Below are 23,212 nucleotides of genomic sequence, written 5' to 3'. Positions count from 1 at the left end.
GCCCGCCCGACCCAACTGTCTCGTATGTTTACTGGGATCGTCGAGGAGACCGGCAAAGTCCGTCGGGTCGAGGAGAGTCCGGAGGGCAAGCGACTCCGCCTGTCGACGACGTTCGAGGACCTCTCGGTCGGTCAGAGTATCAGCGTCAGCGGCGCCTGTCTCACCGTCGAGGAGTTCGGCGACGATTACTTCGAGGTGTTCACCGCGACGGAGACCCTGGAGAAGACCTACCTGGGCGAACTGGAGGTCGGAGACGTGGTCAACCTCGAACGGGCGCTGCCGGCCGAGGGCCGCTTCGACGGCCACTTCGTACAGGGTCACGTCGACGCGACGGCGACGGTGACGGGTATCGAGCGACTCGGTGACGACTGGGAGTTCAGTTTCGAGTTGCCCGCCGACCTCGCGCCCTACGTCGTCGACAAGGGGTCGATCACCGTCGACGGGATCAGCCTCACCGTCGCCGCACAGGACGGCGAGGAGTTCGCAGTCGCGATCATCCCGGAGACCTACGACATCACGACGCTGTCGGAGAAGTCGGTCGGCGACCCGGTCCACCTCGAAGTCGACGTGATCGCGAAGTACGTCGAGAGCCTCGTCGACGGCTACACGGGGTAGCAGAGCCGGACAATTCGCCACTGGTATATCGGCGTGATACGTACCGACGGGTATGACGCTCACACTGGATACGTACCTGGTCACACAGCAGGATCTGTCGGCCGGACGGAGTACGGAATCGATCGTCGCGGACGCCATCGCCGGGGGGGTCGATGTCGTCCAGGTCAGGGAGAAAGACCGGACCGCCCGCACGCAACTGGAGACCGCCGAGGCGCTCCGTGAGCCCACCGCCGAGGCCGGAGTTCCGCTAATCATCAACGACCGCGTCGACATCGCGCTCGCCGCCGACGCCGACGGCGTCCACCTCGGTGACGACGACCTGCCGATTTCGGTCGCCCGCGAACAGCTCGGCGAGGACGCGATCATCGGTCGCTCGGTCTCGACCGTCGAGGCCGCCCGTGAGGCCGAGGAAGCCGGTGCCGACTACCTCGGCGTCGGTGCGGTCTACACCACCGCCTCCAAGGACGTCGACGACGAGGAGAACGGGATCGGACTCGATGTCGTCGGGGAGATTGCCAACGCCGTCGACATTCCCTTCGTGGGAATCGGCGGTGTCACTCCCGAGCGGGCACCGGATGTCGTCGAGGCCGGTGCGGACGGGGTCGCGGTCATCACGGCGATCACCCAGGCGGACGACCCCGAACGGGCGACCCGCGAACTCGGGGAGGCAGTCGAACAAGGGAAACGTCGGCGGGACGAACTGGAGGGCGAAGCATGACTGTAGATCTCGAAGAGAGCCTCGATGCTGTCGCAGACGAATCGCCGCTCGTCAACGCCGTCACGAACAACGTCACCGTCAACGACGTCGCCCAGGTGATCCTGCACTGGGGCGGACTGCCGGTGATGTCCGACGACGAGCGGGAGGTCGGAGATATGGTCGCGGCCTCTGAGGCCTGTCTGCTCAACATGGGGACCGTCAGCGAGGCCGGCGAGGCGACGATGATGGCCGCGGGGGAGTCGGCCAACGAAGCCGGCGTGCCGGTGGTCGTCGATCCCGTCGGCGTCGGTTCGACACCGACGCGAGACCGCGTCGCCGAGCGACTCGCGAGCGAACTGGACGTGGCCGCGATCAAGGGGAACTACGGCGAGATAACCATGCTCGCGGGGGACGACGCCGAGATCCGAGGCGTCGAGTCCGTCGGCGAGTACAGCGATATCGCGACCACGGCCGTCGCCTGCGCACAGAAGTTCGACACCGTCGTCGTCGCCTCCGGCGAGACCGACGTCGTCGCGACTGCCGAGGCCGCCTACGAGATTACGGCGGGACACGAGCGGATGGGGACGGTCGTCGGCACCGGGTGCATGCTCGGCGCCACCGTCGCGACCTTCGCCGGCGCGATCGAGGACACGGAGACGGCCGCGCTCGCGGGGACGGTCGGGTTCGGACTCGCCGGCGAGGCCGCAGCGGCAGAGGAGTTCGGTGAGGTCCACGGCCCGGGCAGCTACAACGTCGCGTTCAAAGACGCCGTCGCTGGGCTCCGGGACACCGAGTACGACGCCGCCGAGGACCGCATCGAGCGAGTGCTCGAGGTCGACGAGTAACCACGCGGACTCGTTTTGCAGCGAATGCCGGAGGCAGAACTGTAATCAGTCGGTTGTAACAACTACGAATATGCAGGTTCTGATCACTGGCGCGAGTCGCGGTATCGGACGCGCAACAGCACAGGCGCTCGCCCCCGAACACGAGGTCGCGGTCGGCTACAACGAAAGCGAGTCCGCGGCCGAAACCGTCGTCGACGAGATCCAGGAGGCCGGGGGGACGGCGATGGCCGTCCAGGCGGACGTGAGTGACTCCGCGGCTGTCGAGGAGATGGTCGAGACGACCGTCGAGACGCTGGGTGGACTCGACGCCGTCGTGAACAACGCCGGAATCGCAGATCCGGCCAGACTCACGGAACTCGACGACGACCACTGGCAGCGGGTGATCGAGACGAACCTCTCGGGTGCTTTCTACGTGACCCGGGCCGCGATGGAGCACCTCCAGCCCGGGGGAGACGTGGTGTTCGTCTCCTCGATTGGCGGCACGGCCGGGACAGTCGACACGAGTTACGCCGCGAGCAAGGCGGGCCTTCACGGACTCACGCGCGCGCTGGCCCGCGAGTACGGCGAAGACGGCGTCCAGGTCAACGCCGTCGCGCCCGGTCCCGCCGAGACGGACATGAACGACGACATCCTCGCCTATCTCGAATCCGTGGACTTCCGCGGCCACGAGAACGTCGACACGCACCTCCCGGAGTACGCCTGTGAGCCGGAAGCGGTCGCTCACACCATCGAGTACCTGCTCGAAAACGACTACGTGCAGGGCGAAATTGTCGACGTCAACGGCGGTATGCAGTTCTGACTACCGGGTGTCGAGGGCCGCGGCGAGGTCACCCGCCACGTCCTCGATAGCCTCCTCGGTCCGGTCGACGTCGCGGAACGTCAGGAACCCGTGAACCATGTCTTCGTAGTTCTCGTAGCGCGTGTCGACCCCCTCGTCGACGAGGCGTTCCGCGTAGGCCTTCCCGCCGTCCCGCAGCGGGTCGAACCCGGCCGTCAGGACGGTCGCCGGCGGAACGTCGGAGAGGTCGCGGGCGTGGATCGGATCGGCGTAGGGATTGCGCTGGTGGATCTCGTTCTGGAAGTAGCACTGCCGGAAAAACCGCATGTCCTCCTCCGAGAGGACGAGTCCGGTGTGATCGCGGACCGACGGGTGGTCCGGGTCGACACCGACGCTGGGGTAGAGCAGCAGTTGGTAGTCGACCTCGGGACCGCCGCGTTCGGCGGCCATCAGCGCCGAGACGGCCGCGAGGTTTCCGCCCGCGGAGTCGCCGGCGACCGCCAGGCGACCGTCCCCGGGGAGTTCGCCGGGATTGTCGCCAACCCACTCGACGGCGGCGTAGGCGTCCTCGACGGCGGCCGGGAACGGGTGTTCCGGTGCGAGTCGGTACTCGACCGAGAGGACGGCACAGCCACTCTCCTGGACGAGACGGCGACAGAGCCGTTCGTGGGTCGCGATACTGCCCAGCACGTAGCCGCCGCCGTGGAAGAACACGACGGTCGGGACTGTACCCGCCCTGTCCGGGAGGTACAGCCGTGCGTCTAATTCCCCGTCCGGCCCGGGAACGGTCAGATCACTCACCGCCCCGACCTCCGGGACCGTCCGGTTCTGGATGCGCGCGGTCACGCTGCTGAACCCGCGGAGGAGTTTGACCCCCCAGCGGCTGTGTGGCATCGGAATCCGCTCCTGGGCTTCCATCGCCGCCTTCGCTTGCGGATCGATTTCGTCGGCTTCCATACGATTCTGTTTGTAGGGGAGTACTAAACCCCTCTCTTTTCCCCGTGACCCGAAGCTATATTATCTGGTAGTATAACTAGCTAATCATGGCGCGGACACAGCTCGAAGCCGCCCGAAACGGGGAGACGACAGCGGCGATGAAGCGAGTCGCAGAGAGAGAGAACTGCGATCCCGAGTTCGTTCGCGAGCAGGTCGCAACGGGACAGGCAGTGATTCCGAACAACCACGCTCACGGCGCGCTCGATCCGATGATTATCGGCCGGGAGTTCTCGACGAAGGTCAACGCCAACATCGGCAACTCCGAGGAGTCGAGCGATCTGGACGGGGAACTGGAGAAGCTACACACGGCGGTGCACTACGGCGCGGACACGGTGATGGATCTCTCGACGGGGGGCAACCTCGACGAGATTCGCACCGCGATCATCGAGCACTCGCCGGTTCCAATCGGAACGGTTCCGATCTACGAGGCGGTCAAACACGTCGACGATCCGGCGGAGATCACCCACGAACTCCTGTTGGACGTGATCGAGAAACAGGCCGAACAGGGCGTCGACTACATGACGATCCACGCGGGCGTGTTGATGGAACATCTGCCGCTGACCGACGGCCGCACGACGGGTATCGTCTCCCGCGGCGGGTCGATCCTCGCGCAGTGGATCGAGGAAAACGGAATGCAGAACCCGTTGTACGCGAAATTCGGGGAGATCTGCGAGATCTTCGCCGAACACGACGTGACGTTCTCGCTGGGTGACGGGCTCCGTCCGGGATCGATCGCCGACGCCGGCGACGAGGCGCAGTTCGCGGAGTTGGATACGCTGGGTGAACTCACCGCCACCGCGCAGGACCACGGCGTACAGGTGATGGTCGAGGGGCCGGGCCACGTCCCGATGGACGAGATCCAGCGCAACGTCGAGCGCCAGCAGGAGGTCTGCGAGGGCGCGCCCTTCTACGTGCTCGGGCCGCTCGTCACCGATATCGCACCCGGCTACGACCACATCACCAGCGCAATCGGCGCGACCGAGGCCGCCCGCGCCGGCGCGGCGATGCTCTGTTATGTCACGCCGAAAGAACACCTCGGGCTCCCCGAGGAGGAGGACGTGCGGGACGGACTCGCCGCCTACCGGATCGCCGCCCACGCCGCCGACGTGGCCAACGGTCGCGAGGGCGCTCGGGACTGGGACGACGCCATCTCCGAGGCCCGATACGAGTTCGACTGGCGCAGACAGTTCGAGTTGGCGCTGGACCCCGAACGCGCCCGGTCGTATCACGATCAGACGCTGCCCGGTGACAACTACAAGGAAGCCCGTTTCTGTTCGATGTGCGGCGTCGAGTTCTGTTCGATGCGGATCGATCAGGACGCCCGCGACGGGGACGGCGAGATGGATGATCTCGACGGCGCGACCGACCTCTCCGAGTCGCCGGCCGCGGAGGCGAATCTCCCGCCGGTCGGCGACCACGACACGAGCGGGGTGCCGGGCGTCGATCACGACACCGACAGCGAACCCTCCGAAGCCGACGACTGACGCCGCCGGCCCCGCCACTTTCGGCCCTCCAGCGGTCGTGAACGCCCGCAGTGATTGCCGCCCGTTGTGGCTTTTTACGCACGGAGTCCAACAGGAAGATATGCAAATCGGAGTTATCGGTGCCGGCGCGGCGAGCGCAGCAGCGACACACGTTCTCGATCAGACCGTCGACGCGGAGATCACCGTCCTCGAAAAGTCCGGCGGGCTCTGCGGCCGGGCCGCGACCCGGCGCCGCGACGGCCGATACTACGACTACGGCGCGAACTACGTCAAAGACGACGACGAGCGCGTCGTCGAACTGTTGACCGAGACGCTGGACGACGAGGGAATGGTCGCTATCGACGAACCGATCTACGTCTTCGACGAGGAGGGGACCGTCTCGGAGGGCCGCGAGACCGAACGGAAGTGGAGCTACGAGGACGGGTTGACACAGATCGCCAAACGGCTGTTCGGCGGCACAGACGCCACGATCCACCGCCGGACGCGCGTCGAGACGATCCACCGCGACGGCGAGCAGTGGCGGTTGACCGACGCCGACGGCGAGCGGTACGGCCCCTTCGACGTGTTGCTCTGCAATCCGCCCGCCCCGCAGACCGAGACGCTACTCCGGGAGGCCGAGTGGGACTCGGAGGTCCGCGACGCCCTCGCGGAGGCCGCCGGGGATGTGGAGTACCGCACTATCTGGACGGCCGTCCTCGGCTACGAGTCCGAGTTGGACGTGCCGTACTACGCGCTCGTCAACACCGACAAGGACCACGAAATCGGCTGGATCTCCCGCGAGGAGTGCAAAGGCGGACACGTCCCGGACGGCGAATCGGTGCTGATCGTCCAGGCCAACCAGGAGTGGTCGGTCGAGCACTACGACGATCCCGCCGAGGAGAACGTCGCCGCGCTGGCGGAGATGACGGCCGACATCATCGGTGAGGACCGCCTCCGAGACCCGGCGTGGACCGACCACCAGGGCTGGCGGTACGCACTCCCTGAGGAGAGCGTCGCGAACGGTCCGGTCGACTCCGCAGAGTCGGAGGGGCTGTACTGTCTCGGTGACTGGGTCGTCGGGGAGGCGCGGCTACACGCGGCCCTGCGAAACGGGCTCGATACCGGCGAACGGATCGCGTACGCCGTCGGCGGCGCGGACTGACCGACTTTCTTCCTTCGAGAGAAGTGAGCAAAAAGATTGTAGTGGCCGTCGCCGTATTGGGTGGTATGTCGCTCGATAGCAGTCGAGAACTACAGCTCGACAGGGGGAGCAAGGGGATGCGGTACTACCGAAACGCGGTCGAACGCCACTGGGATCCGGGAGCGATCGACCTCTCCGAGGACCGCCAGCGGCTGATCGAGTATCTGGAGAGTTCGGATCGAGAGCAGGTGTTCGACGTGCTCCGGCAGAACGTCGCCCGCTTCGGGGCCGGCGAGCAGGCCGTCACGGAGGACCTCGCGCCGCTCGCGACGGCGTTAGACGACATCGACGACCAGATGTTCGTCACGACACAGATCTACGAGGAGGCCAAGCACACGGACTTTTTCGACCGCTACTGGCGGGAAGTGATCCACGCCGCCGAGGACGAACTCGGCACGGAGCGGTCCTCACCGACCGACCCGGTCTGGTACAACGAGGATTACGACGAACTGTTCGAGCGCAACGAGCGCGCGATGGAAGCGTTACTCGACGACCCCACGCCGGAGACCTTCGCAGAGGCGTACTGCCACTACCACCTGACCATCGAGGGGATCCTGGCCCAGACCGGCTACTACGGGATGCAACAGTCGTTTGCAGAGGACACGCACCCGGAACTGCCCGCACTGCCGGGGTTACACCAGGGGTTCACGAAGATCAGACAGGACGAGGGCCGACACGTCGGGTTCGGGATGACCAAACTCAAAGAACTCATCACCGAGGAAGGTGTCGACCCGCAACTGCTCAGCCAGACGGTAATGGAGTTGATGCCGCTTGTCAACGGGATCACCGCCGAGGAGAGCGAACAGAACGAGAACCTCGGGCCGTCGCCGGACGAGATGCGCGCCTTCGCCAGCGAGAAACACGTCGACCGGATGGAACAGATCACGGACGCCAGCGAGGAGATTCCCGACGTGGAGACGCTCACGCAGTTAGACGGTGTCGACGCGGACTGATCGCCTCACGCGTCCGGCGCGACCAGCCGGTCCGGCACGGCACGGTTGAGGACGAGCGGCGCGAGCAGGATTCCGGCAGTGAGTACGGCGAACAGTCCAACGGCGACAGCGGGGTGGATCAGGCCGAGCGTCGATTCGAGTGAACTCACGCCGAGGAGATAGCCGAGCCCGAGGACGGTCAGCAGGACCCCTTCACGCCGCGAGCGCAGCGCCGGAATTCGCTCCAGGCGGGCAGTGCCAGCGAGTCCACCGAGCGCCGCCCCGAGACCGACGACGGCGAGAGAGGTCTCCGCACCGGCCGCGAACGCGACGGCGACGGCGGGGCCCGCGAGCACCAGTCCGACGGCGAACCCCCGTCGAGGACGCCGGTCCGTCAGTCGGTCCATCGCGACCAGAAAGCCGAGACCGACCGCGACCCCGGCGATCACGTCCGCGAGATAGTGGACGCCGATGACGACCCGCGAGAGCGCGATGGCGGCGATCAACGCGGCAGTCCCGGCCGCAAGCGCCGGGTCGCGGTGGCGCTCGAACGTCCGGAGCAGCCCCCCGTAGACGACCGTCGCAGTGAAGGCGTGGCCGCTCGGGAAGCCGTACCGGTCGTACTCGCGGGCGATCAACTCCACCTCCGGCCGCGGCAGTCCGAACCCGATTTTCAACAGCAGGACGACAGAAGCCCCCGCGACGATGTAGCTCACCACCAGCGCGCTTCGCTCGCGGTCGACGACCCAGTACAACACCGACAGGAGCACCATCACGGCGGTCACGTCTCCGAGATCGGTGACGAAGACGGCCACGTCCAGATACCGCTCGGGGAACTGCTCCCAGAGCCAGCGGCTTTGCTCTTCGAGACGCATCACCTACTCCGGAGGTTGTCCCACGGGGGACAAAAATGCGGTGACCGGTCAGTCGTGCCGGAAGGACCGAGAGCCGGTGAAGACCATCGCCATGTCGTGTTCGTTCGCGGCTTCGATCACCTGATCGTCGTTCTGCGAGCCGCCGGGCTGGATGACCGCCTCGATGCCGGCGTCGGCGGCGTGTTCGATCCCGTCCGGGAACGGGAAAAAGGCGTCCGAGGCCATCACCGCGCCCTCGGCGTCTTTCCCCTCCGCGTGCTCGTCGGCTTTCATCGCCGCGAGTCGGACGGCGTCGACGCGGGAGACCTGCCCCATGCCGATGCCGACCGTCTCCGTCCCCTTGGCGAAGAGGATGCCGTTGGACTTGACGTGTTTCAGCGTCTGCCAGCCGAACAGCATCGACTCGATCTGTTCGTCGGTCGGCTCACGGTCCGTGACGACCTCCAGATCGGACTCCTCGAGGCTCTGCAAATCGCGTTCCTGAACGAGTCGACCCCCGACCAGCGGCTTCTCCGTCAACCGCTCCGTGATCTGGCCGAGGTCGCCGACGTCCAGTACCCGGAGGTTGTCCTTCTCGAACAGCACGTCCAGTGCGTCGTCGGTGTAGCCGGGCGCGACGACGACCTCCTTGAACGAGTCGATGATCTGGGTTGCGGTCTCCTCGTCACAGACACGGTTCAGGGCGACGATACCGCCGAAGGCGCTCATCGGATCGGTGCTGAGCGCCCGGTCGTACGCCTCCGCGAGCGTGTCCGCGGTCGCACAGCCCGCCGGGTTCGTGTGCTTGATTACCGCCGCCGCGGGCTCTTCGAACTCCTTGATGAGGTTGAGCGCGCCGTCGGCGTCGTTGTAGTTGTTGTAGGACAGGGCCTTCGCGCCCTCGTTGAGTTGGTCCGCGTGGACGACGCTCGCTTCGTCGACGGTGTTGTCGATGTACAGCGCGGCGTCCTGGTGTGGGTTCTCACCGTACCGCAGATCGGCGGCGCGGTCGTGGCTGATGAGTCGCCGCTCCGGGAAGTCCCCACCTTCGTCGCCGTCGATTTCGACGGCGTTCGCGTCGTAATCGATCTCGACGCGGTCCTCTGCGAAGAACTTGATCGCCCGGGGATAGGCCGCGAACTCACCTTGGTAGAGCACTCGGTCCGCGAGGTCGTCGCTGTCGTCGCCCTCGTAGACCGGAACCGGCTCCTGAGTGACGATCGGACCCCCGTCGACCTCGGACTCGATGACGTTGCCCTCGTCGTCGGTCGCGTCGGTGACGACGTGGACGGTACAGCCCGTGACCGAGACGCCCTCATCCAGCGCGTCGCCCCAGGCGTCCATCCCGGGGAACGACGGGAGCAGGGCGGGGTGGACGTTCAGCGTCGTGGGCATCTCGTCGAGGAAGGTATCCGAGAGGATACGCATGTAGCCGTCCAGACAGACCAGATCGAAGTCGTAGTCGGCCAGCGCCTCGACGACGCGCTGTTCGTGTTCCGTGCGCGATTCTCCCTCCTCCCGGACGACCGTCTCGGTCGGAATGCCGCGTTTGTCGGCCTTCTCGACGACCGGCGCGTCCTCTGAGTTCGTGAGCACGACTGCGAACTCCGCGCCGCCCGGCGCGCGGTCGGCGATGTTCATCAGGTTTCGCCCGCGGTTGCTTGCCATCCCGGCGAGTTTCATATGCGATTGGGGGGCCGGCGGTCGCTAAATGCTTGCGATCCACCTTTTTCCGCGTCGGGTGCGCTTCGCGCACCGCTCCTCGAAAAACGTGGGCGAAAAAGGCCGCGAGCGTGCAGTGGCCCGCTCGCGGTAGAGTCAGGCTAGCCCGCACCGCCACCGTAGGCTTTGTAAACGTAGTCGTTGATCGAAGCGACAGTCCCCCTGAAAATCAAGTATATTTTAGGACCACTTACCCGAGCCTTTTGAACTGGACAGCTCGCTTGTTCTACTGCAGAATAGGCAGTTAGTCCGGTTTGACCCGTACGTAGAATTCTGTCCTGATATCGCCTTGTGGAAAACTCGGTACTGCAGATTATTGCCGGTATAGATTTTTTCTTCGTTGTACGGTTTGTGCCCATAGTCGTTGACGTATCCCTCTCAGTGCCCATCGTGTGCATCTAATACCCAGTCTGGGACTGTATCAACCTCGACCTATTGGCCAGTTTTGAGCTTCAGATATCCAACGAGGGCCATCTCTTCGCGGGGGTCCTAGTCTACCATGTCACTTCGTTTTAGCCTGTTAGGTCAAAACTGTTCACCCGACTGGGATTTTGTCCATTGTCTACACTGATCGCCTGCCGGACAGTCACAGAGTTACAGTTGACATCGTCTCCCGACCCCTGGAGAAGGGCAACTACTGTCCGCGGCGCTCGCGCCGCGGTTCACTGAACGCGAGCGGTGCGAGGTCGAACGGAGTGAGACCTCGAAAGCGAGCGTTCAGGACTTTTTCGCCCACGTTTTTCGAGGAGCGGTGCGCGAAGCGCACCCGACGCAGAAAAAGGTGGTAGGCTATTGGAAGCCGATCCGGCCGCCGCGGCGCTGGTCTCGGTCCGGACCGCTGCCGCGGAACTCCTCTTCCATCTCCTCGTAGTACTCCCGCAGGTCGTCGGTAATCGTCGGACGGACGTTGTCCATCGCCTGCCGGAAGTGTCGCATCTCGACTTCCTCCGCGTCCTCGTCCTGTCGGAGCGCCTCGATTGCGGCCTCGCGGGCGATCGATTCCAGATCGGAGCCGACGTAGCCCGAGGACGTCTCGGCGAGTTCCCGCAGGCTCACGTCGGGACTCAGCGGCATGTCCTCGGTGTGGATTTTGAGGATCTGCTCGCGCCCCTCGACGTCCGGTTCACCGATCATCACCAGTCGGTCGAACCGGCCGGAGCGGATCAGCGCCGGATCGATCATGTCCGGCCGGTTCGTGGCACCGATGACCATCACTTCCTCCATCTCTTCGAGGCCGTCGAGTTCGGTCAGTAGCTGGTTGACGACCCGCTCGGAGACGTTCGAGCCGACCTCGCCGCCGCGACCCGGCGCGAGCGAGTCGAGTTCGTCGAAGAAGATCACCGTCGGGGCGACCTGTTTGGCCTTGCGGAAGGTCTGGCGGATCGCCTTCTCGGACTCCCCGACCCACTTGCTGAGCAGTTGCGGGCCGCGGACGCTGATGAAGTTCGCGTCGGTCTCGTTTGCGACGGCTTTCGCCATCAGCGTCTTGCCCGTTCCGGGCGGGCCGTACAGCAGTACGCCCGAGGGCGCGTTGATCCCCATCCGGTCGAACTTCTCTGGGGAGTTGATCGGCCACTCGACGCTCTCTTTGACCTCCTTTTTCGGCCCGGGGAGGCCGCCCACGTCGTCCCAGGTGATCTTCGGTAACTCGACGAGGACTTCCCGCATCGCCGATGGACTCACCTCGTTCAACGCGCCGCGGAAGTCCTCGCGTTTGATTATCATCCGGTCGATGAGACTCGGCGGGATGTCCTCCTCGTCGAGATCGATCTCCGGGAGATACCGCCGCAACGCCTTCATCGCGGCCTCCTTGGTGAGACTCTCGATGTCCGCGCCGACGAAGCCGTGGGTCTCCTCGGCGAGTTTGCCCAGATCCACGTCGTCGGACAGCGGCATACCGCGAGTGTGGATCTGCAGCACCTCCTGGCGACCGCTCTCGTCGGGGACGCCGATCTCGATCTCGCGGTCGAACCGGCCGGGCCGTCGGAGGGCGGGGTCGACGCTGTCGACGCGGTTGGTCGCCGCGATGACGATGACCTGGCCCCGGGATTCGAGGCCGTCCATCATCGTCAGCAACTGGGCGACGACACGGCGCTCGACCTCACCGGTCACGTCCTCGCGCTTGGGTGCGATGGAGTCGAGTTCGTCGATGAAGATGATGCTGGGGGCCTCCTCGCTGGCGTCCTCGAAGATCTCGCGTAACTGCTGTTCGGACTCGCCGTAGTACTTCGAGATGATCTCCGGACCGGCGATAGAGAAGAAACTCGCAGATGTCTCGTTGGCGACCGCCTTCGCCAGCAGGGTCTTGCCGGTGCCGGGCGGACCGTGCAACAACACCCCCTGTGGCGGCTCGATGCCGAGTTTCTTGAAGATCTGGGGGTGTTTCATCGGCAGTTCGACCATCTCCCGGACCCGCTGGATCTCCTTCTGGAGGCCGCCGATGTCCTCGTAGGTGATGCCGCCGCCGGTCTTCTCGAAGCCACTGATCGGCTCCTCGCGGAGTTCGACCTCCGTGTCCTCGGTGATGAGACAGACCCCGTCCGGTTCGGTTTCGACGGCGATCAGCGGGATCGCCTGTCCCGGCGAGCGCATGAACGGGTGGTTCGTCGAACTCATTACCGGGACGATGTCGCGTTCGACGACGGGTCGTTTCAGGATCTGACGTTTGACCATCCCGGCCGCGTCGCTCCCGAACTGGACGCTCGCCTCCTCGGGCGGGGCCAACACGAGCTTCTCGGCCTTTTCGGCCTCGGCCTTGCGGATCTCGACGCGTTCGCCGATGCCGACGTCGGCGTTCTGGCGTGTGAATCCGTCGATTCGGACTGTATCGGTGTTCCAGTCCTGACGGTCGGCACGCCAGACCTTCGCGGCCGTCGTGTCCGCACCTTCGATTTCGATGATGTCCCCCGGCGAGAGCTTGAGATGCAACAGCGTATCCGGGTCTAATCGGGCGATACCTCGGCCCGAGTCGTTCGGGTACGCTTTTGCAACCTCGAGTTGCACTTCATTCATAGTAGACTGTGCCTTGCACACATTCAGGTACCACCGGAGATATGTTTTTTGCTACCGGCGGTGATCCGGGGGACCGTAACCTGATACCCAGCGGCTGAAACGCCCCAGAGGATTCATATACCTGTCCTTGGTATTGGTCCGCATGGTGTTTCTCGTCCCGTACGACGGTTCGCGGGTCGCGCAGGCGGCCCTGGACCGCGCAGTCGAACACGGGGAAGCGCTCGACGAAGAGGTCGTCGCGGTCAGTTTCGTCCCGACGGGCTCGGAGTACGCACAGCGGCGCAAGTGGATCGAACCGAGCGAGGAGTTCGCCGCCGACAGCGCGCGCGAACGACTGCAGGAGAAAATCGAGGAGACGACCGACAGCGCCGAGCGGACCTTCGACGAGACCGGCGCGTCGGGCGTCCACGAGGGACTGGCCGAACGCATCCGGCAGGTCGCGGACGATGTCGGTGCCACGGTGCTTTTCGTCGGCACGGAGGACAGCGAGGACGACGACATCGCGACGCCGTTCGGCCCGATTTCGCCGGACGGAAAGTACGACGTACACCTCGTCCGGTCGTACTGATCCCTCGGCGGTTCGTCAGGCTATTGGGGTGAGCGTGCCCAGATGCTCGTATGCAGACACTCGCGTTCGACCCTCGACTGGGTGCGAGCGGGGACATGCTCCTCGCGGCCCTGATCGACGTGGGGGCCGACCCCGACGCGCTCGCTCCCGTCGAGGCGTCGCTCGATCTCACGTACGAGATCAGCAACACCACTCGCAACGGCATCGCCGCGACAGACGTGACCGTCCTCCTCGACGAGGGGGGTGGCGACCACGACAGTCACGACCACGAGCACGATCATGGCGGTCACGAGAACAAGAGCCACGGCGACCACGACGGACACAGCCACGATCACGACGACCACGACCACACCCACGCGGAAGGTGCCGGGCCGACCCGAACGTACGGCGAGGTCGTCGCGATCATCGAGGAGATGGACCTTCCCGCGTCAGTCGAGGCTGATGCCCTCGACATCGTCAGACGACTCGGGGAGGCGGAGGCGGGCGTCCACGGCACCGATCTGGCGGAGACGCACTTCCACGAGGTCGGCGCTGACGACGCGATCGCCGACATCGTCGGGGCGGCGCTGCTGTTCGACGACCTCGACCCCGATCGGATCGTGACGACGCCGGTCGCGACTGGAGGGGGTGACGTGTCGATGAGCCACGGCACCTACCCAGTGCCAGTTCCCGCGGTGCTCGAACTCGCGGAGGGGGCCGACTGGTCGCTCCGGAGCGGTCCCGTCGACGCCGAACTACTGACACCGACCGGCGCAGCGATTCTCGCCACCTACGCCGACGGTATCGAGCGACTCCCGACACTCGATATCGACGGGTCGGGCTACGGGGCCGGCGGATACACCTTCGAGGACCACCCGAACGTGTTGCGAGTTATCCGGGGGACGGGCACGGAGGGCCTCAGCCGCGACCCCGTGACGGTGCTGGAGACGAATCTCGACGACGCGACGCCGGAGGAACTCGGCGGTCTGCAGGAGACGCTGTCCGAGGCCGGGGCCCTCGACGTGTCGGTCCTCCCGGCGACGATGAAAAAATCCCGGCCGGGACACCTGGTGAAGGTGATCGTCAAGCCAGAAGACGCCGACCGAGTGGCGCGTCGTCTCGCCGTCGAGACGGGGACACTCGGCGTTCGGGAACACGGTCGGGGCCACCGTCTGATCGCTGACCGGGAAACGCGGACTGTCAGCGTCGAGACGGACGCGGGATCGGTGGACATCGGCGTGAAGGTCGCCCGGATCGGCGAGGAGGTGTTCGACGTGAGCGCGGAGTTCGACGACGCGCAGTCCGCGGCCGCGGACACTACACAGCCGATCCGGGAGCTAATGCGCCGGGCCGAAGCCGCCGCCCGCGAGCAACTCTGACCGCCCTCCCCTCAGTCGCGGTGAGTGTCCAGAGCCTCCCGAATCGTCATCTCACCGACTGCCACCGCCCGGGCCAGGTCGGCGTCGATACTCCGGTTCTCCTCGCTCAGTTCGCGGGAGCGCTCTTGGATCCGCTTGAGTTCGCCCCCGGTCGGTTCGACGTCGCGTTCGTCGATCCGCTCGCCGTCCATCCGCGCGATGTTCGCCGCCGCGAGCACGTCCGAGACGCCCCGGGTCCCGGCGCCGAGATACGGCGTCGTCCCCGTCTCGTCGACGAGTTCGACCGGCAACCCCTCGATGTCGTCGATGATGCGGGCGCCGATCAGGCGGGCGCCGTCACCGATCCGGACGAGCGGGTCGGTCGCCCCCTCGGCCTCGTCGTGAACCACGTCAGCGACCTTCTCGGGCGGCACCTGGAACGTCGCGACGATCATATCGCCCGCGAGCACGGCGATTCCGGGCTGTTCGCCGGGATCGATCCCGATGACGGTCCGCCCGTCGTCGCCCCGGAGCAACGCGATCACGTCTTCGACCGCGCTCCTGGCGTTCCCACCCTCCGCACGGACGACATCGACATCAGGTGCGACCGAGAGGTCGTCGTCCGTGCCGGTGAGTACGACTTCGGTCTCCTCGGGAAACTCCTCGGCGGGTTCGGCCGTCGTGAAGGCGACGCCGCGGTCCTGTAACTCACCGACGGCGTCGTGGTAGAGCTCGAAATCCCCCGTTGCGACGACGATCACACCATCGGGTTTGCGAGCGCGATACTTACGAATTTCGCGGCTCAGGTGAGTTGGACGTACAGTCCGGCGATCAACACCGCGTTGTAGAGGCCGTGGATGGCCGAGACGACCAGGAGACTCCCGGTGTAGTCGTAGATCCACCCCCACAGACAGGAGATGACGAACAGCAGCGTGAGTGTAAACGACAGCGCCGTCAGCCCGGCCGAGTAGTAGGCGGGGACGTGAGCGAGTGCGAACACCGCGCTCGCGATGACGATTGCGACCGGGACCGAGAACCGCTCGGTGAGGTACTTCTGGATGACGTTGCGGTAGAGGAGTTCCTCGACGGGACCGTTGACGAACAGTACGAGCGGGACGAGAACCAACAGGAGGGTCGGCGTGGCGTCGTCGCTGGGATCGAACAACGCGTGGTCGGTCGCCGGCAGCCCCAGGTTAGCGACGATCAGCGAGGCGACGGCCCAGATCACGAACGAGGCGACGACACCGCCGACGATGATCCCGACCTGTCGAGGCGACGGCAGGGAGAGGTCGACGTACGCGAGTCCGCGGTGTGTGGCGTACAGGAATCCGACCGCGACCAGCGCGAACCCGGCGTACTGGACGACGAACAGCGTCGGGTAGACGACAAGCGGTGCCTGGTCGAGGCCGAGAACCGGCACCGCCGCGATCGAGACCGCCTGCCCGATCAGGAAGGACAGCACCATCAACCCGACGGCGGCGTAGACGGCGAACGGGCGGTCCGTCCGGACGACATCGTAGCCGTGGTCTCGGAAGCGAGCAACCGCGTAGCGCCGCGAGGCGTCCCCGAGAAAGCCGAGCGTGACGACGTACCCGCCGACAGCGCCGACCTGCTGGAGCGCCGACAGCGGCGTCTCCGGCGAGCCGACGCCCAAGGCGGTTGCAATCCCGGCGACGAGCAGCAGTGCCGAGAGGACGGCGTGGACGATGGCGGCGATAATCGACGGGGCGACGGTCTCGATGCTCTGGAACACTTCGACGGCCTCGAACTTCGGGAGGACCGAGCCGAGACCGAGGGCGAGGGCGGCGCTCGTGACGGCGGCCCCAGCGGCGAAGATCACAGCCGGCACCGCCACCCGGACGCCGATTGAACCGTTCGCGGCAGCGAAGAGCACGACGCCCGCGGTCGTCAACGTGACGCCGAGGAGAGAGCCGGCGAGCAGCCGGGCGTGGACGAACGACTCTGCCCGCCGCTCCGCGAGAACGAGCTGTGAGAGCATCGATCCCTCGGTCCCCAGCGGGTTCAGACAGAAGACGCCGCCGGCCAGCCAGACCCCGAGGAGGACGAAGCTCGCGCCGACGGAGAGCGGGACCGCTTCCGGGGTAGAGATCAGCTGCTGGACGAGAATCGGGAGGATCGGAAACAGATAATAGAAGAGATAGACGTACTGATTGGGCTGTCTCCGTGCGTTTCGGACGATTGCGAGCAACACGCGGAGGGTCGGATATCTGCCTGTCAGCGTCCCCGGCGTCCGCCCGATGAGTTCGCTCGGAGCCTTCTCGAACGCCGTCGCGGTCTCCTGCTCGGAGCCCTCGTCGGCCGGACTCGCGTACCAGTACAGGGGGGCGAGCCGCACGACCAGTCCGAGCGCAAGCGGGACTGCACCCAGGATGAGCGCCGCGGCGAGGAGAGTCCGAGCGCCGAGCGTCGGCGTCATCGGGGAACCGACGAAAAACAGGTCGGCGTACCAGCCGATCGGCGTCAGCGGCTCGCCGGTCGGGATGAGTCCCGTGATGCCGCCCCGGGCGGAGGCACCGCCGACGAGCGACCCGCCGGCGAACATCGCGATGACGACCCCGAGATACAACACGGCCGTGACCAACTGTCGGCTGCCCTCCGAGAGGCCGAGCAGGTCGACGCCGAGCCAGAGCAGATAGCCCAGCGCCAGCCCAGCCAGCAACACGAGAACGAAGACGGGGACCAGCGCGACCAGCACGGCGACCGGAAACAGCGGCGTGCGGGCGCCGGCGGCGTACGCGACCAGCACCGAAAACCCCAGCCCGAGCAGGACGAACCACGTGACCAGAAGCGAGACGATTTTCCCGACGACAATCGCGCGGGTCGACGCGCTGGTGAGAAGCAACGACCGGACGGAGTCGTCGCCGAGTTGCTGGACCGCCTCCAGTCCCGCGACGACGGTGAGAACCCCCATCATCGGAAGCAGCGCGTTTCGGGCGACGGCGAGCACCGCTGGTGCCTCGATGCCACCTCTGCTGAGCACCCCCAGGCTGTAGGCCTGACGGACGAAGAGGACGAACCCCGGGAGGATGAACAGTCCGAGCAGGACGAACGCCGCTTTCTCCCGGCGGGAATCGGTCTGTCGGCGGAACCGGTCACGGACGCTCGCTCGCCCGATGCGAAGGCCGACCCGGAGGTCGTTCCACAGCGACGACATTCAGGCCGGTCCCCCCTCGGTCGTGATATCGAGAAAGGCCTCTTCGAGCGTGCCGGTTCCCTCCTCGGTCCGTTCGACCAGCCGCTCGGGGCTGTCCTCGGCGACGAGTCGCCCGCGGTAGAGCACGCCGACGGTGTCGGCTAACTCCTCGACCACGGGGAGGATGTGCGAGGAGAGAAACGCGGTCGTGCCGGTTTCGACCTGCTCGTTTATCAGTTCGATGACGGTCCGCGACGACCGGGGGTCGAGACCGCTGGTGGGTTCGTCGAGAAAGACCACGTCGGGGTCGTGAAGCAGGGCCTGGACTAGTCCGACCTTTCGGCGCATCCCCTGTGAGTACGTGCCGATGCGGTCGTTCGCGTCACCGAGGAGGTCGACCCGTTCGAGCATCGCGTCGATGCGCTCGTCGGCGCGGTCGGGGTCGACCTGCCGTATATCTGCCGCGTACGCCAGCTGCTCGCGGGCAGTGAACGATTCGTAGACTGGCGGGTCGTGAGGGAGATAGCCGATGTGCTGTTTCAGTTGGTCCCGGTTCTCGATGGAGACGCCCGCGACCCGAGCCGTCCCCGACGTCGGTGGAGTGAGCGTCGTGAGCATCTCGATTGTCGTCGTCTTGCCCGCCCCGTTGGGGCCGAGAAAGCCGTAGACCGTCTCCCGAGGAATGTCGAGGTCGACCCCGTCGACCGCGACTGTCTCGCCGAAACGCTTTGTCAACCCTGTGGCCGTGATGGCCGCCGATCCAGACGTTTCCATCGTGTGGCTGTTTCCGAACGGCCCGCAAAATCAGTTCGGTTCGGTTGCCGGCTCAGAAACGGTCGCCGCCACCTGTTCCGGGCCGGGGACGTTGGCGCGAGTCTCCGGGTCGCGCGGTCAGTCGTAGATCTCGTTGAACCGCGCCGCGAGATCCATGTCCTTCGCTGTCAGGCCCCCGGCGTCGTGGGTCGTGAGCCGGACCTCGACTTCACCCCACGTGATCGTCATCTCGGGGTGATGCCAAGCCTCTTCAGCGAGGCCGGCCGCCCCGGAGGCGAAACCGATCCCGTCGAGATAGGAGTCGAACTCGTAGGTCCGGACGATTTCGTCCCCGTCCCGGTCCCAGCCGTCGGGGAGCTGTTCGCTGATCTCCTCGTCAGAGAGTACGTCTGTCATACATGCGGCAATCGGCAGCGACGGACAAAACAGTTGGCCTAGTCGTCGAGTTCCTCGAGCAGGCCGGCGGGGAGCTGTTCGCGGACGTGATCCGGGATCGCCTCGGGATCGGAGGCGTCGACCGACTCCGGCATCCCGTCGGGAGCCATTCCCGCCAGCGCCGCCTCCTCGGCGCTCTCGATGTTCGGGTTGAACAGCCGCAGCGCCGTGTGGATCGTCGTCCAGTCGTCGTCGGCGGCGGCGTCGCGGAGGCTGTTGGTCGGCGGCGCGAGCAACTGGGAGACGAGCGTGTCCGCCATCGACTCGACGACCGCCTCGCTCTCCTCGTCGAGGTCGAGTTTCGCGAACGTCTTCTCCAGTTCGCGGGCCTTGACGCGCTCGGCGCTCTCGTACATCGCCGAGATGACCTGGTCGGCCCGCTTGCGCTTGTACTGATCGAGCAGCAACTCGAACTCCTCGTCGACGATCTCTTCGACCTCCTCGGCGGCTTCGCGGCGCATCTGGCGGGTCTTCTCGGTCACGCTTTCGAGCCGGTCGAGATCGTAGACCGTCAGGTGCTCGAACTCGTCGGCGGCCGGCGGGATATCTCGGGGACGGGTGATGTCGATCACGAACGTCTCGCTGACGTCCGCGAGCGTGTCTGCCTCGACGATCCACTCGGTGCTGGCCGTCGCGGCGATCAGGATATCGGCGCCGTCGATGGTGTCGCCGAGGTCGTCGAGCCCCGTCGTTTCGAGCGCGACCGGCTCCTCGATGCTCTTCGCGACGGAGTTGGCCCGGGCGATAGTCCGGTTCGCGAGGACGAGTTTGCCGACGCGAGGAGCGAGCCGTTTCGCGGCGAGTTGGCCCATCTCGCCCGCACCGATGACGGCGGCGCTGGCGCCGTCGAGACCGTGTTTCTCGGCGGCGAGCCTGACGGCGGCGCTGGCCAGCGAGACGACGCCCTCGTTGATCGCCGTCTCCGTCCGTGCGCGCTCGCCGACGTGGATTGCCTTCGTTACACCATCTTCGAGGATGGGACCGATACCGTCCACCGTGCGTGCATCTTCGTACGCGTCCCGGACCTGTCCGAGGATCTGGTCTTCGCCGAGGACGAGCGATTCGAGCCCGGCGCTGACCCGGAGGAGATGTTCGAGGCTCTCCTCGTGGCCCAGCTCCCGGATACACTCCTCGGGCGTCTCCGCGAACCGCTCGGCGAGCAGTTCCCGGCCGGTTTCGGCCCCGTCGGTGACGACGTAGGCCTCGACCCGGTTGCAGGTCTGGAGGGCGTACGCTTCCCGAACCGCCGACTCCGCACAGAGGTCGGCCACGAGCGACTGCTGGCTGTCGGCGGCAGCCGCTTCGAGTTGGTCGAGAGATGCGCGCTGATGGGAGACACTAAGACCGGAGATGAGACCGGAGTTAGATGTCATAGTGAATCACCGGTTGCGTCTGCGATCACGTCTATAGCTACCTGGTGGGCGTTTGCACTCTCGGTATCTAAAGCCTTCCATACGGCGTCGCTATCGACGACGGCCCGGAGCGCAGTTCGGCGGGTCTGGGAGTCGAACTCGTCGAGTTCCTCCCGCAACGAGCCGGTCAGTTCGGCCATCCCACCGGCACCGCTGATCGTCGATTCGAGTTCCTGTCGGAGATGCCGGCTCAACACGGGGCTGTTCGCACCCGTCGAGACGGCGGCGACGACCGGATCGTCCCGCACCGTCGCGGGGACGACGACATGGCCGGGATCGCGCGCCCCGGAGCGGTCGGCGCGGTTCGAGAGGATGCCGCGCTGGTCGGCCGCTCGCTCGATGGCCTCGTTCACCTCGGTCGAGTCCGTCGCGGCGACCGCCAGCGCCGGATCGAACCGGTCGAGCCAGTCCGAAACGTCCGCCGGGTCCGGCGCCGCCCGGACCCGCTGGCTGTCGCCGTACGAATCCCCCTCGAAGGTCGGACTCACGACGACGACATCGGCCTCGCGGGCGAACCGCCGCGCCTTCCGCGCGCCGACCGGACCGCCACCGAAGACGAGCACGCGTTCGCCCGTGAAATCGTGTACCAGTGGGATCATCAGGGTCGGGTCCATCTCGGGAGCTAACCCGGTTAAATGACTCGGCCGTTCTTAGGCTTCGAGGACGGCGCCGTCGGGGTCGTCCGCGTCACCGCGGATGACCGTCGCGTCGTGGCCCGCCTCGCGGACGGCATCGAGCAGGGCCGCGGAGTCCGCGTCGGCCTCGAAGTAGAAGACGATATCAAAACTGCCGTCCCGGAGCAGTTGCTGACACTCCCAGACGAACGACTCGTCGTCGAGGGTCAGTCCCTGATGCTGGTTCGAGGCGAACTCGGGGTCGTCGGTCCCCGAGTAGACGAACGTCTCGGTCGGCTCGTACCCCGCGTGCTCGGCGATCAGTTCGCCAATCTCGACGGTGGCCTGGTGCATCTCCGGTTCCTGGCTCCCGTCGAACTCGGTCTGGACGACCAGCCCGTCGAGTTCGATCTCACCCGGCTGGAGCAGTTCCCAGGTCCGTCGCCGCAGTTCCGCATCGAGTATATCAGCCATACAGGAGATTCTTGCGGCGCGTGTTTACCACTCACGGTTCGCGGCGGTGACGCTGATCGACCGCGAAAAACTGAGAATGTTGAGACGAGTCCAGTAGCTAACGGACTCCCCACAGCCAGTCACTTCGAGCCTGCTTACAGCCGCTCGAGGTTCTTGGCTCGTGGCCCTTTGTCGGCCTCGACGATTTCGAACTCGACTTCCTGCCCTTCTTCGAGATCCGGCCCGCCGACGTCTTCCATGTGGAAGAAAACGTCCTCGTCCGCGTCCTCAGTATCGATGAAACCGTAACCGCCTGTGTCGTTGAAGAAATCGACCGTACCTTTCGCCATTGCATATGGAAAAACGTCGCCACCGTATTAATAATCTGTGGTCACCCCACCCACAACACAAGATTCAACACCGCGCTGGGGTGAACTACAGATATGTCCCGTCGGTTCCGCGGCCCGGTCGAGCGGTTGTACGCGCGTGTTCTCGAATCTGAACTCGAGATGACTCCCTCGCACATCGCGGTCATCCAGGACGGCAATCGCCGGTACGCCGCCGAGCGCGGTGTCGACAAGACGACCGGTCACAAGCAGGGCGCGCAGACGACGGAGAAACTGCTCAAGTGGTGCGGGGATCTCGACATTCAGGAGGTGACGCTGTACGCCTTCTCGACGGAGAACTTCGAGCGACCGCCCGACGAGCGAGAGGCGCTGTTCGATCTCATCACCGAGAAACTCCGGGATTTTGCCGACGCCGACGACGTGCACGAACGGGAGGTACGGATCCGGGCAATCGGCGAGACGGACGAACTCCCCGAGCGAGTCCGGGACGCAATCGAGTACGCCGAGTCCCGGACGGAGAGCTACGACAGACTCTACCTGAACATCGCGCTGGCCTACGGCGGGCGCGCGGAACTGCTCGGTGCGACCCGCGATATCGCCCGCGCGGTCCAGCGCGGCGAGATCGATCCGGCGGAGATCACCCCCGAGACGGTAGAGCAGGCGCTTCCGGACGGGCCGAGCCGGAGCGTGGACCTGATCATCCGCTCGGGCGGGGACGAACGGACCTCGAATTTCCTCCCCTGGCAGGCAAACGGCAACGAGGCCGCCGTCTACTTCACGGCGCCGTACTGGCCGGAGTTCCGGCGGATCGACTTCCTGCGGGCGCTCAGAACCTACAACTACCGAGAGGCGAGCTGGCGGCAGACCAGAGTTCGGCGTGCCCGAGCGTTCGCCGGCGTCCTCCGGGAGACGATTACCGGCGGGTGGAAGGGAGTGGTCTCGGGTGACGAAGACGGCGAATCGGCGGAGCAGACCGTCGAATCACCGGGCTGACCGAATCGCC

At 65.7% G+C, this 23,212-nt stretch carries 22 protein-coding genes; 10 read left to right on the top strand and 12 right to left on the bottom strand.

Annotated features, from left to right (window positions below; all coding sequences use genetic code 11):
• Nucleotides 1–24 precede the first annotated feature (24 nt).
• The 4 genes from GRX03_RS04630 (at nt 25) to GRX03_RS04615 (ending at nt 2,956) form a co-directional block, all read left to right on the top strand.
• A complete protein-coding gene (locus GRX03_RS04630; RefSeq protein ID WP_159762983.1) occupies nt 25–615 on the top strand; it encodes a riboflavin synthase in 591 nt (196 codons plus the stop codon).
• Nucleotides 616–667: 52 nt separating this feature from the next.
• Nucleotides 668–1,333, top strand: coding sequence for a thiamine phosphate synthase (thiE, locus tag GRX03_RS04625; RefSeq protein WP_159762982.1), 666 nt, complete (start codon nt 668–670; stop codon nt 1,331–1,333).
• Nucleotides 1,330–2,157, top strand: a complete 828-nt coding sequence (thiM, locus tag GRX03_RS04620) for a hydroxyethylthiazole kinase (protein ID WP_159762981.1) — start codon at nt 1,330–1,332, stop codon at nt 2,155–2,157. Before thiE ends, thiM begins: the two co-directional genes overlap by 4 nt.
• Before the next feature lie 70 nt (nt 2,158–2,227).
• Nucleotides 2,228–2,956, top strand: a complete 729-nt coding sequence (locus GRX03_RS04615; RefSeq protein ID WP_159762980.1) for an SDR family NAD(P)-dependent oxidoreductase — start codon at nt 2,228–2,230, stop codon at nt 2,954–2,956.
• On the opposite strand, the gene GRX03_RS04610 is transcribed toward GRX03_RS04615, so the two are convergent.
• Complete coding sequence (locus tag GRX03_RS04610; protein ID WP_159762979.1) at nt 2,957–3,892, bottom strand: alpha/beta hydrolase; 936 nt, start codon at nt 3,890–3,892, stop codon at nt 2,957–2,959. It lies immediately after the preceding gene.
• Between the two features lie 86 nt (nt 3,893–3,978).
• Here GRX03_RS04610 and thiC point away from each other — a divergent pair, with 86 nt between their 5' ends.
• The 3 genes from thiC to GRX03_RS04595 all read left to right on the top strand — a co-directional run bounded on the left by thiC (nt 3,979) and on the right by GRX03_RS04595 (nt 7,548).
• Nucleotides 3,979–5,415 carry a phosphomethylpyrimidine synthase ThiC gene (gene thiC / locus GRX03_RS04605; RefSeq protein WP_159762978.1) on the top strand — a complete coding sequence of 479 codons (1,437 nt, stop codon included), beginning with the start codon at nt 3,979–3,981 and terminating at the stop codon, nt 5,413–5,415.
• A 100-nt stretch (nt 5,416–5,515) separates the two neighbouring features.
• On the top strand, nt 5,516–6,556 hold the full coding sequence (locus tag GRX03_RS04600) for an NAD(P)/FAD-dependent oxidoreductase (RefSeq protein ID WP_159762977.1): 1,041 nt from the start codon (nt 5,516–5,518) through the stop codon (nt 6,554–6,556).
• Between the two features lie 65 nt (nt 6,557–6,621).
• On the top strand, nt 6,622–7,548 hold the full coding sequence (locus tag GRX03_RS04595) for a ribonucleotide-diphosphate reductase subunit beta (protein ID WP_159762976.1): 927 nt from the start codon (nt 6,622–6,624) through the stop codon (nt 7,546–7,548).
• A 5-nt stretch (nt 7,549–7,553) separates the two neighbouring features.
• Here the strand turns inward: GRX03_RS04595 and GRX03_RS04590 are convergent, their stop codons facing one another.
• The 3 genes from GRX03_RS04590 to GRX03_RS04580 form a co-directional block, all read right to left on the bottom strand.
• Complete coding sequence (locus GRX03_RS04590; RefSeq protein ID WP_159762975.1) at nt 7,554–8,402, bottom strand: phosphatase PAP2 family protein; 849 nt, start codon at nt 8,400–8,402, stop codon at nt 7,554–7,556.
• Between the two features lie 48 nt (nt 8,403–8,450).
• Entirely contained in the window at nt 8,451–10,064 is a 1,614-nt protein-coding gene (gene purH / locus GRX03_RS04585) for a bifunctional phosphoribosylaminoimidazolecarboxamide formyltransferase/IMP cyclohydrolase (RefSeq protein WP_159762974.1), read from the bottom strand.
• An 828-nt stretch (nt 10,065–10,892) separates the two neighbouring features.
• The gene (locus tag GRX03_RS04580) at nt 10,893–13,115 is read right to left on the bottom strand and encodes a CDC48 family AAA ATPase (RefSeq protein ID WP_159762973.1); all 2,223 of its coding nucleotides are present in this window, start codon (nt 13,113–13,115) and stop codon (nt 10,893–10,895) included.
• A 142-nt stretch (nt 13,116–13,257) separates the two neighbouring features.
• Between GRX03_RS04580 and GRX03_RS04575 the strand changes: the two genes are divergently transcribed.
• Together GRX03_RS04575 and larC are read left to right on the top strand one after the other, a co-directional pair.
• Entirely contained in the window at nt 13,258–13,683 is a 426-nt protein-coding gene (locus GRX03_RS04575) for a universal stress protein (protein WP_159762972.1), read from the top strand.
• A 50-nt stretch (nt 13,684–13,733) separates the two neighbouring features.
• The gene (larC, locus tag GRX03_RS04570; RefSeq protein ID WP_159762971.1) at nt 13,734–15,041 is read left to right on the top strand and encodes a nickel pincer cofactor biosynthesis protein LarC; all 1,308 of its coding nucleotides are present in this window, start codon (nt 13,734–13,736) and stop codon (nt 15,039–15,041) included.
• Nucleotides 15,042–15,052: 11 nt separating this feature from the next.
• Here the strand turns inward: larC and GRX03_RS04565 are convergent, their stop codons facing one another.
• From GRX03_RS04565 to GRX03_RS04530, 8 genes are all read right to left on the bottom strand, one after another.
• A complete protein-coding gene (locus tag GRX03_RS04565) occupies nt 15,053–15,781 on the bottom strand; it encodes a hypothetical protein (protein WP_368277974.1) in 729 nt (242 codons plus the stop codon).
• A gap of 41 nt (nt 15,782–15,822) precedes the next feature.
• Nucleotides 15,823–18,195 (bottom strand): CPBP family intramembrane glutamic endopeptidase, encoded by a 2,373-nt coding sequence (locus GRX03_RS04560; protein ID WP_159762970.1) that lies wholly within the window; start codon nt 18,193–18,195, stop codon nt 15,823–15,825.
• Entirely contained in the window at nt 18,196–18,948 is a 753-nt protein-coding gene (locus GRX03_RS04555) for an ABC transporter ATP-binding protein (protein ID WP_159762969.1), read from the bottom strand.
• A gap of 117 nt (nt 18,949–19,065) precedes the next feature.
• Nucleotides 19,066–19,344 carry a 4a-hydroxytetrahydrobiopterin dehydratase gene (locus tag GRX03_RS04550; protein ID WP_159762968.1) on the bottom strand — a complete coding sequence of 93 codons (279 nt, stop codon included), beginning with the start codon at nt 19,342–19,344 and terminating at the stop codon, nt 19,066–19,068.
• Between the two features lie 38 nt (nt 19,345–19,382).
• Complete coding sequence (hemA, locus tag GRX03_RS04545; protein WP_159762967.1) at nt 19,383–20,756, bottom strand: glutamyl-tRNA reductase; 1,374 nt, start codon at nt 20,754–20,756, stop codon at nt 19,383–19,385.
• A complete protein-coding gene (locus GRX03_RS04540; RefSeq protein WP_159762966.1) occupies nt 20,753–21,394 on the bottom strand; it encodes a precorrin-2 dehydrogenase/sirohydrochlorin ferrochelatase family protein in 642 nt (213 codons plus the stop codon). The genes hemA and GRX03_RS04540 overlap by 4 nt, the downstream gene beginning before the upstream one ends.
• A 51-nt stretch (nt 21,395–21,445) precedes the next feature.
• Nucleotides 21,446–21,883 carry a DUF5778 family protein gene (locus tag GRX03_RS04535; protein ID WP_159762965.1) on the bottom strand — a complete coding sequence of 146 codons (438 nt, stop codon included), beginning with the start codon at nt 21,881–21,883 and terminating at the stop codon, nt 21,446–21,448.
• Nucleotides 21,884–22,017: 134 nt separating this feature from the next.
• The gene (locus GRX03_RS04530; protein WP_159762964.1) at nt 22,018–22,212 is read right to left on the bottom strand and encodes a cold-shock protein; all 195 of its coding nucleotides are present in this window, start codon (nt 22,210–22,212) and stop codon (nt 22,018–22,020) included.
• A 93-nt stretch (nt 22,213–22,305) separates the two neighbouring features.
• Here GRX03_RS04530 and uppS point away from each other — a divergent pair, with 93 nt between their 5' ends.
• Nucleotides 22,306–23,202 carry a polyprenyl diphosphate synthase gene (gene uppS / locus GRX03_RS04525; protein ID WP_159762963.1) on the top strand — a complete coding sequence of 299 codons (897 nt, stop codon included), beginning with the start codon at nt 22,306–22,308 and terminating at the stop codon, nt 23,200–23,202.
• Nucleotides 23,203–23,212 lie beyond the last annotated feature (10 nt).

Origin of the sequence: Halovenus carboxidivorans (genome assembly GCF_009831575.1) — an archaeon.
GTDB lineage: Archaea > Halobacteriota > Halobacteria > Halobacteriales > Haloarculaceae > Halovenus > Halovenus carboxidivorans.
The sequence above is the reverse complement of the archived record's forward strand: the minus strand, read 5'-3'. Positions and strand labels throughout refer to the sequence as shown.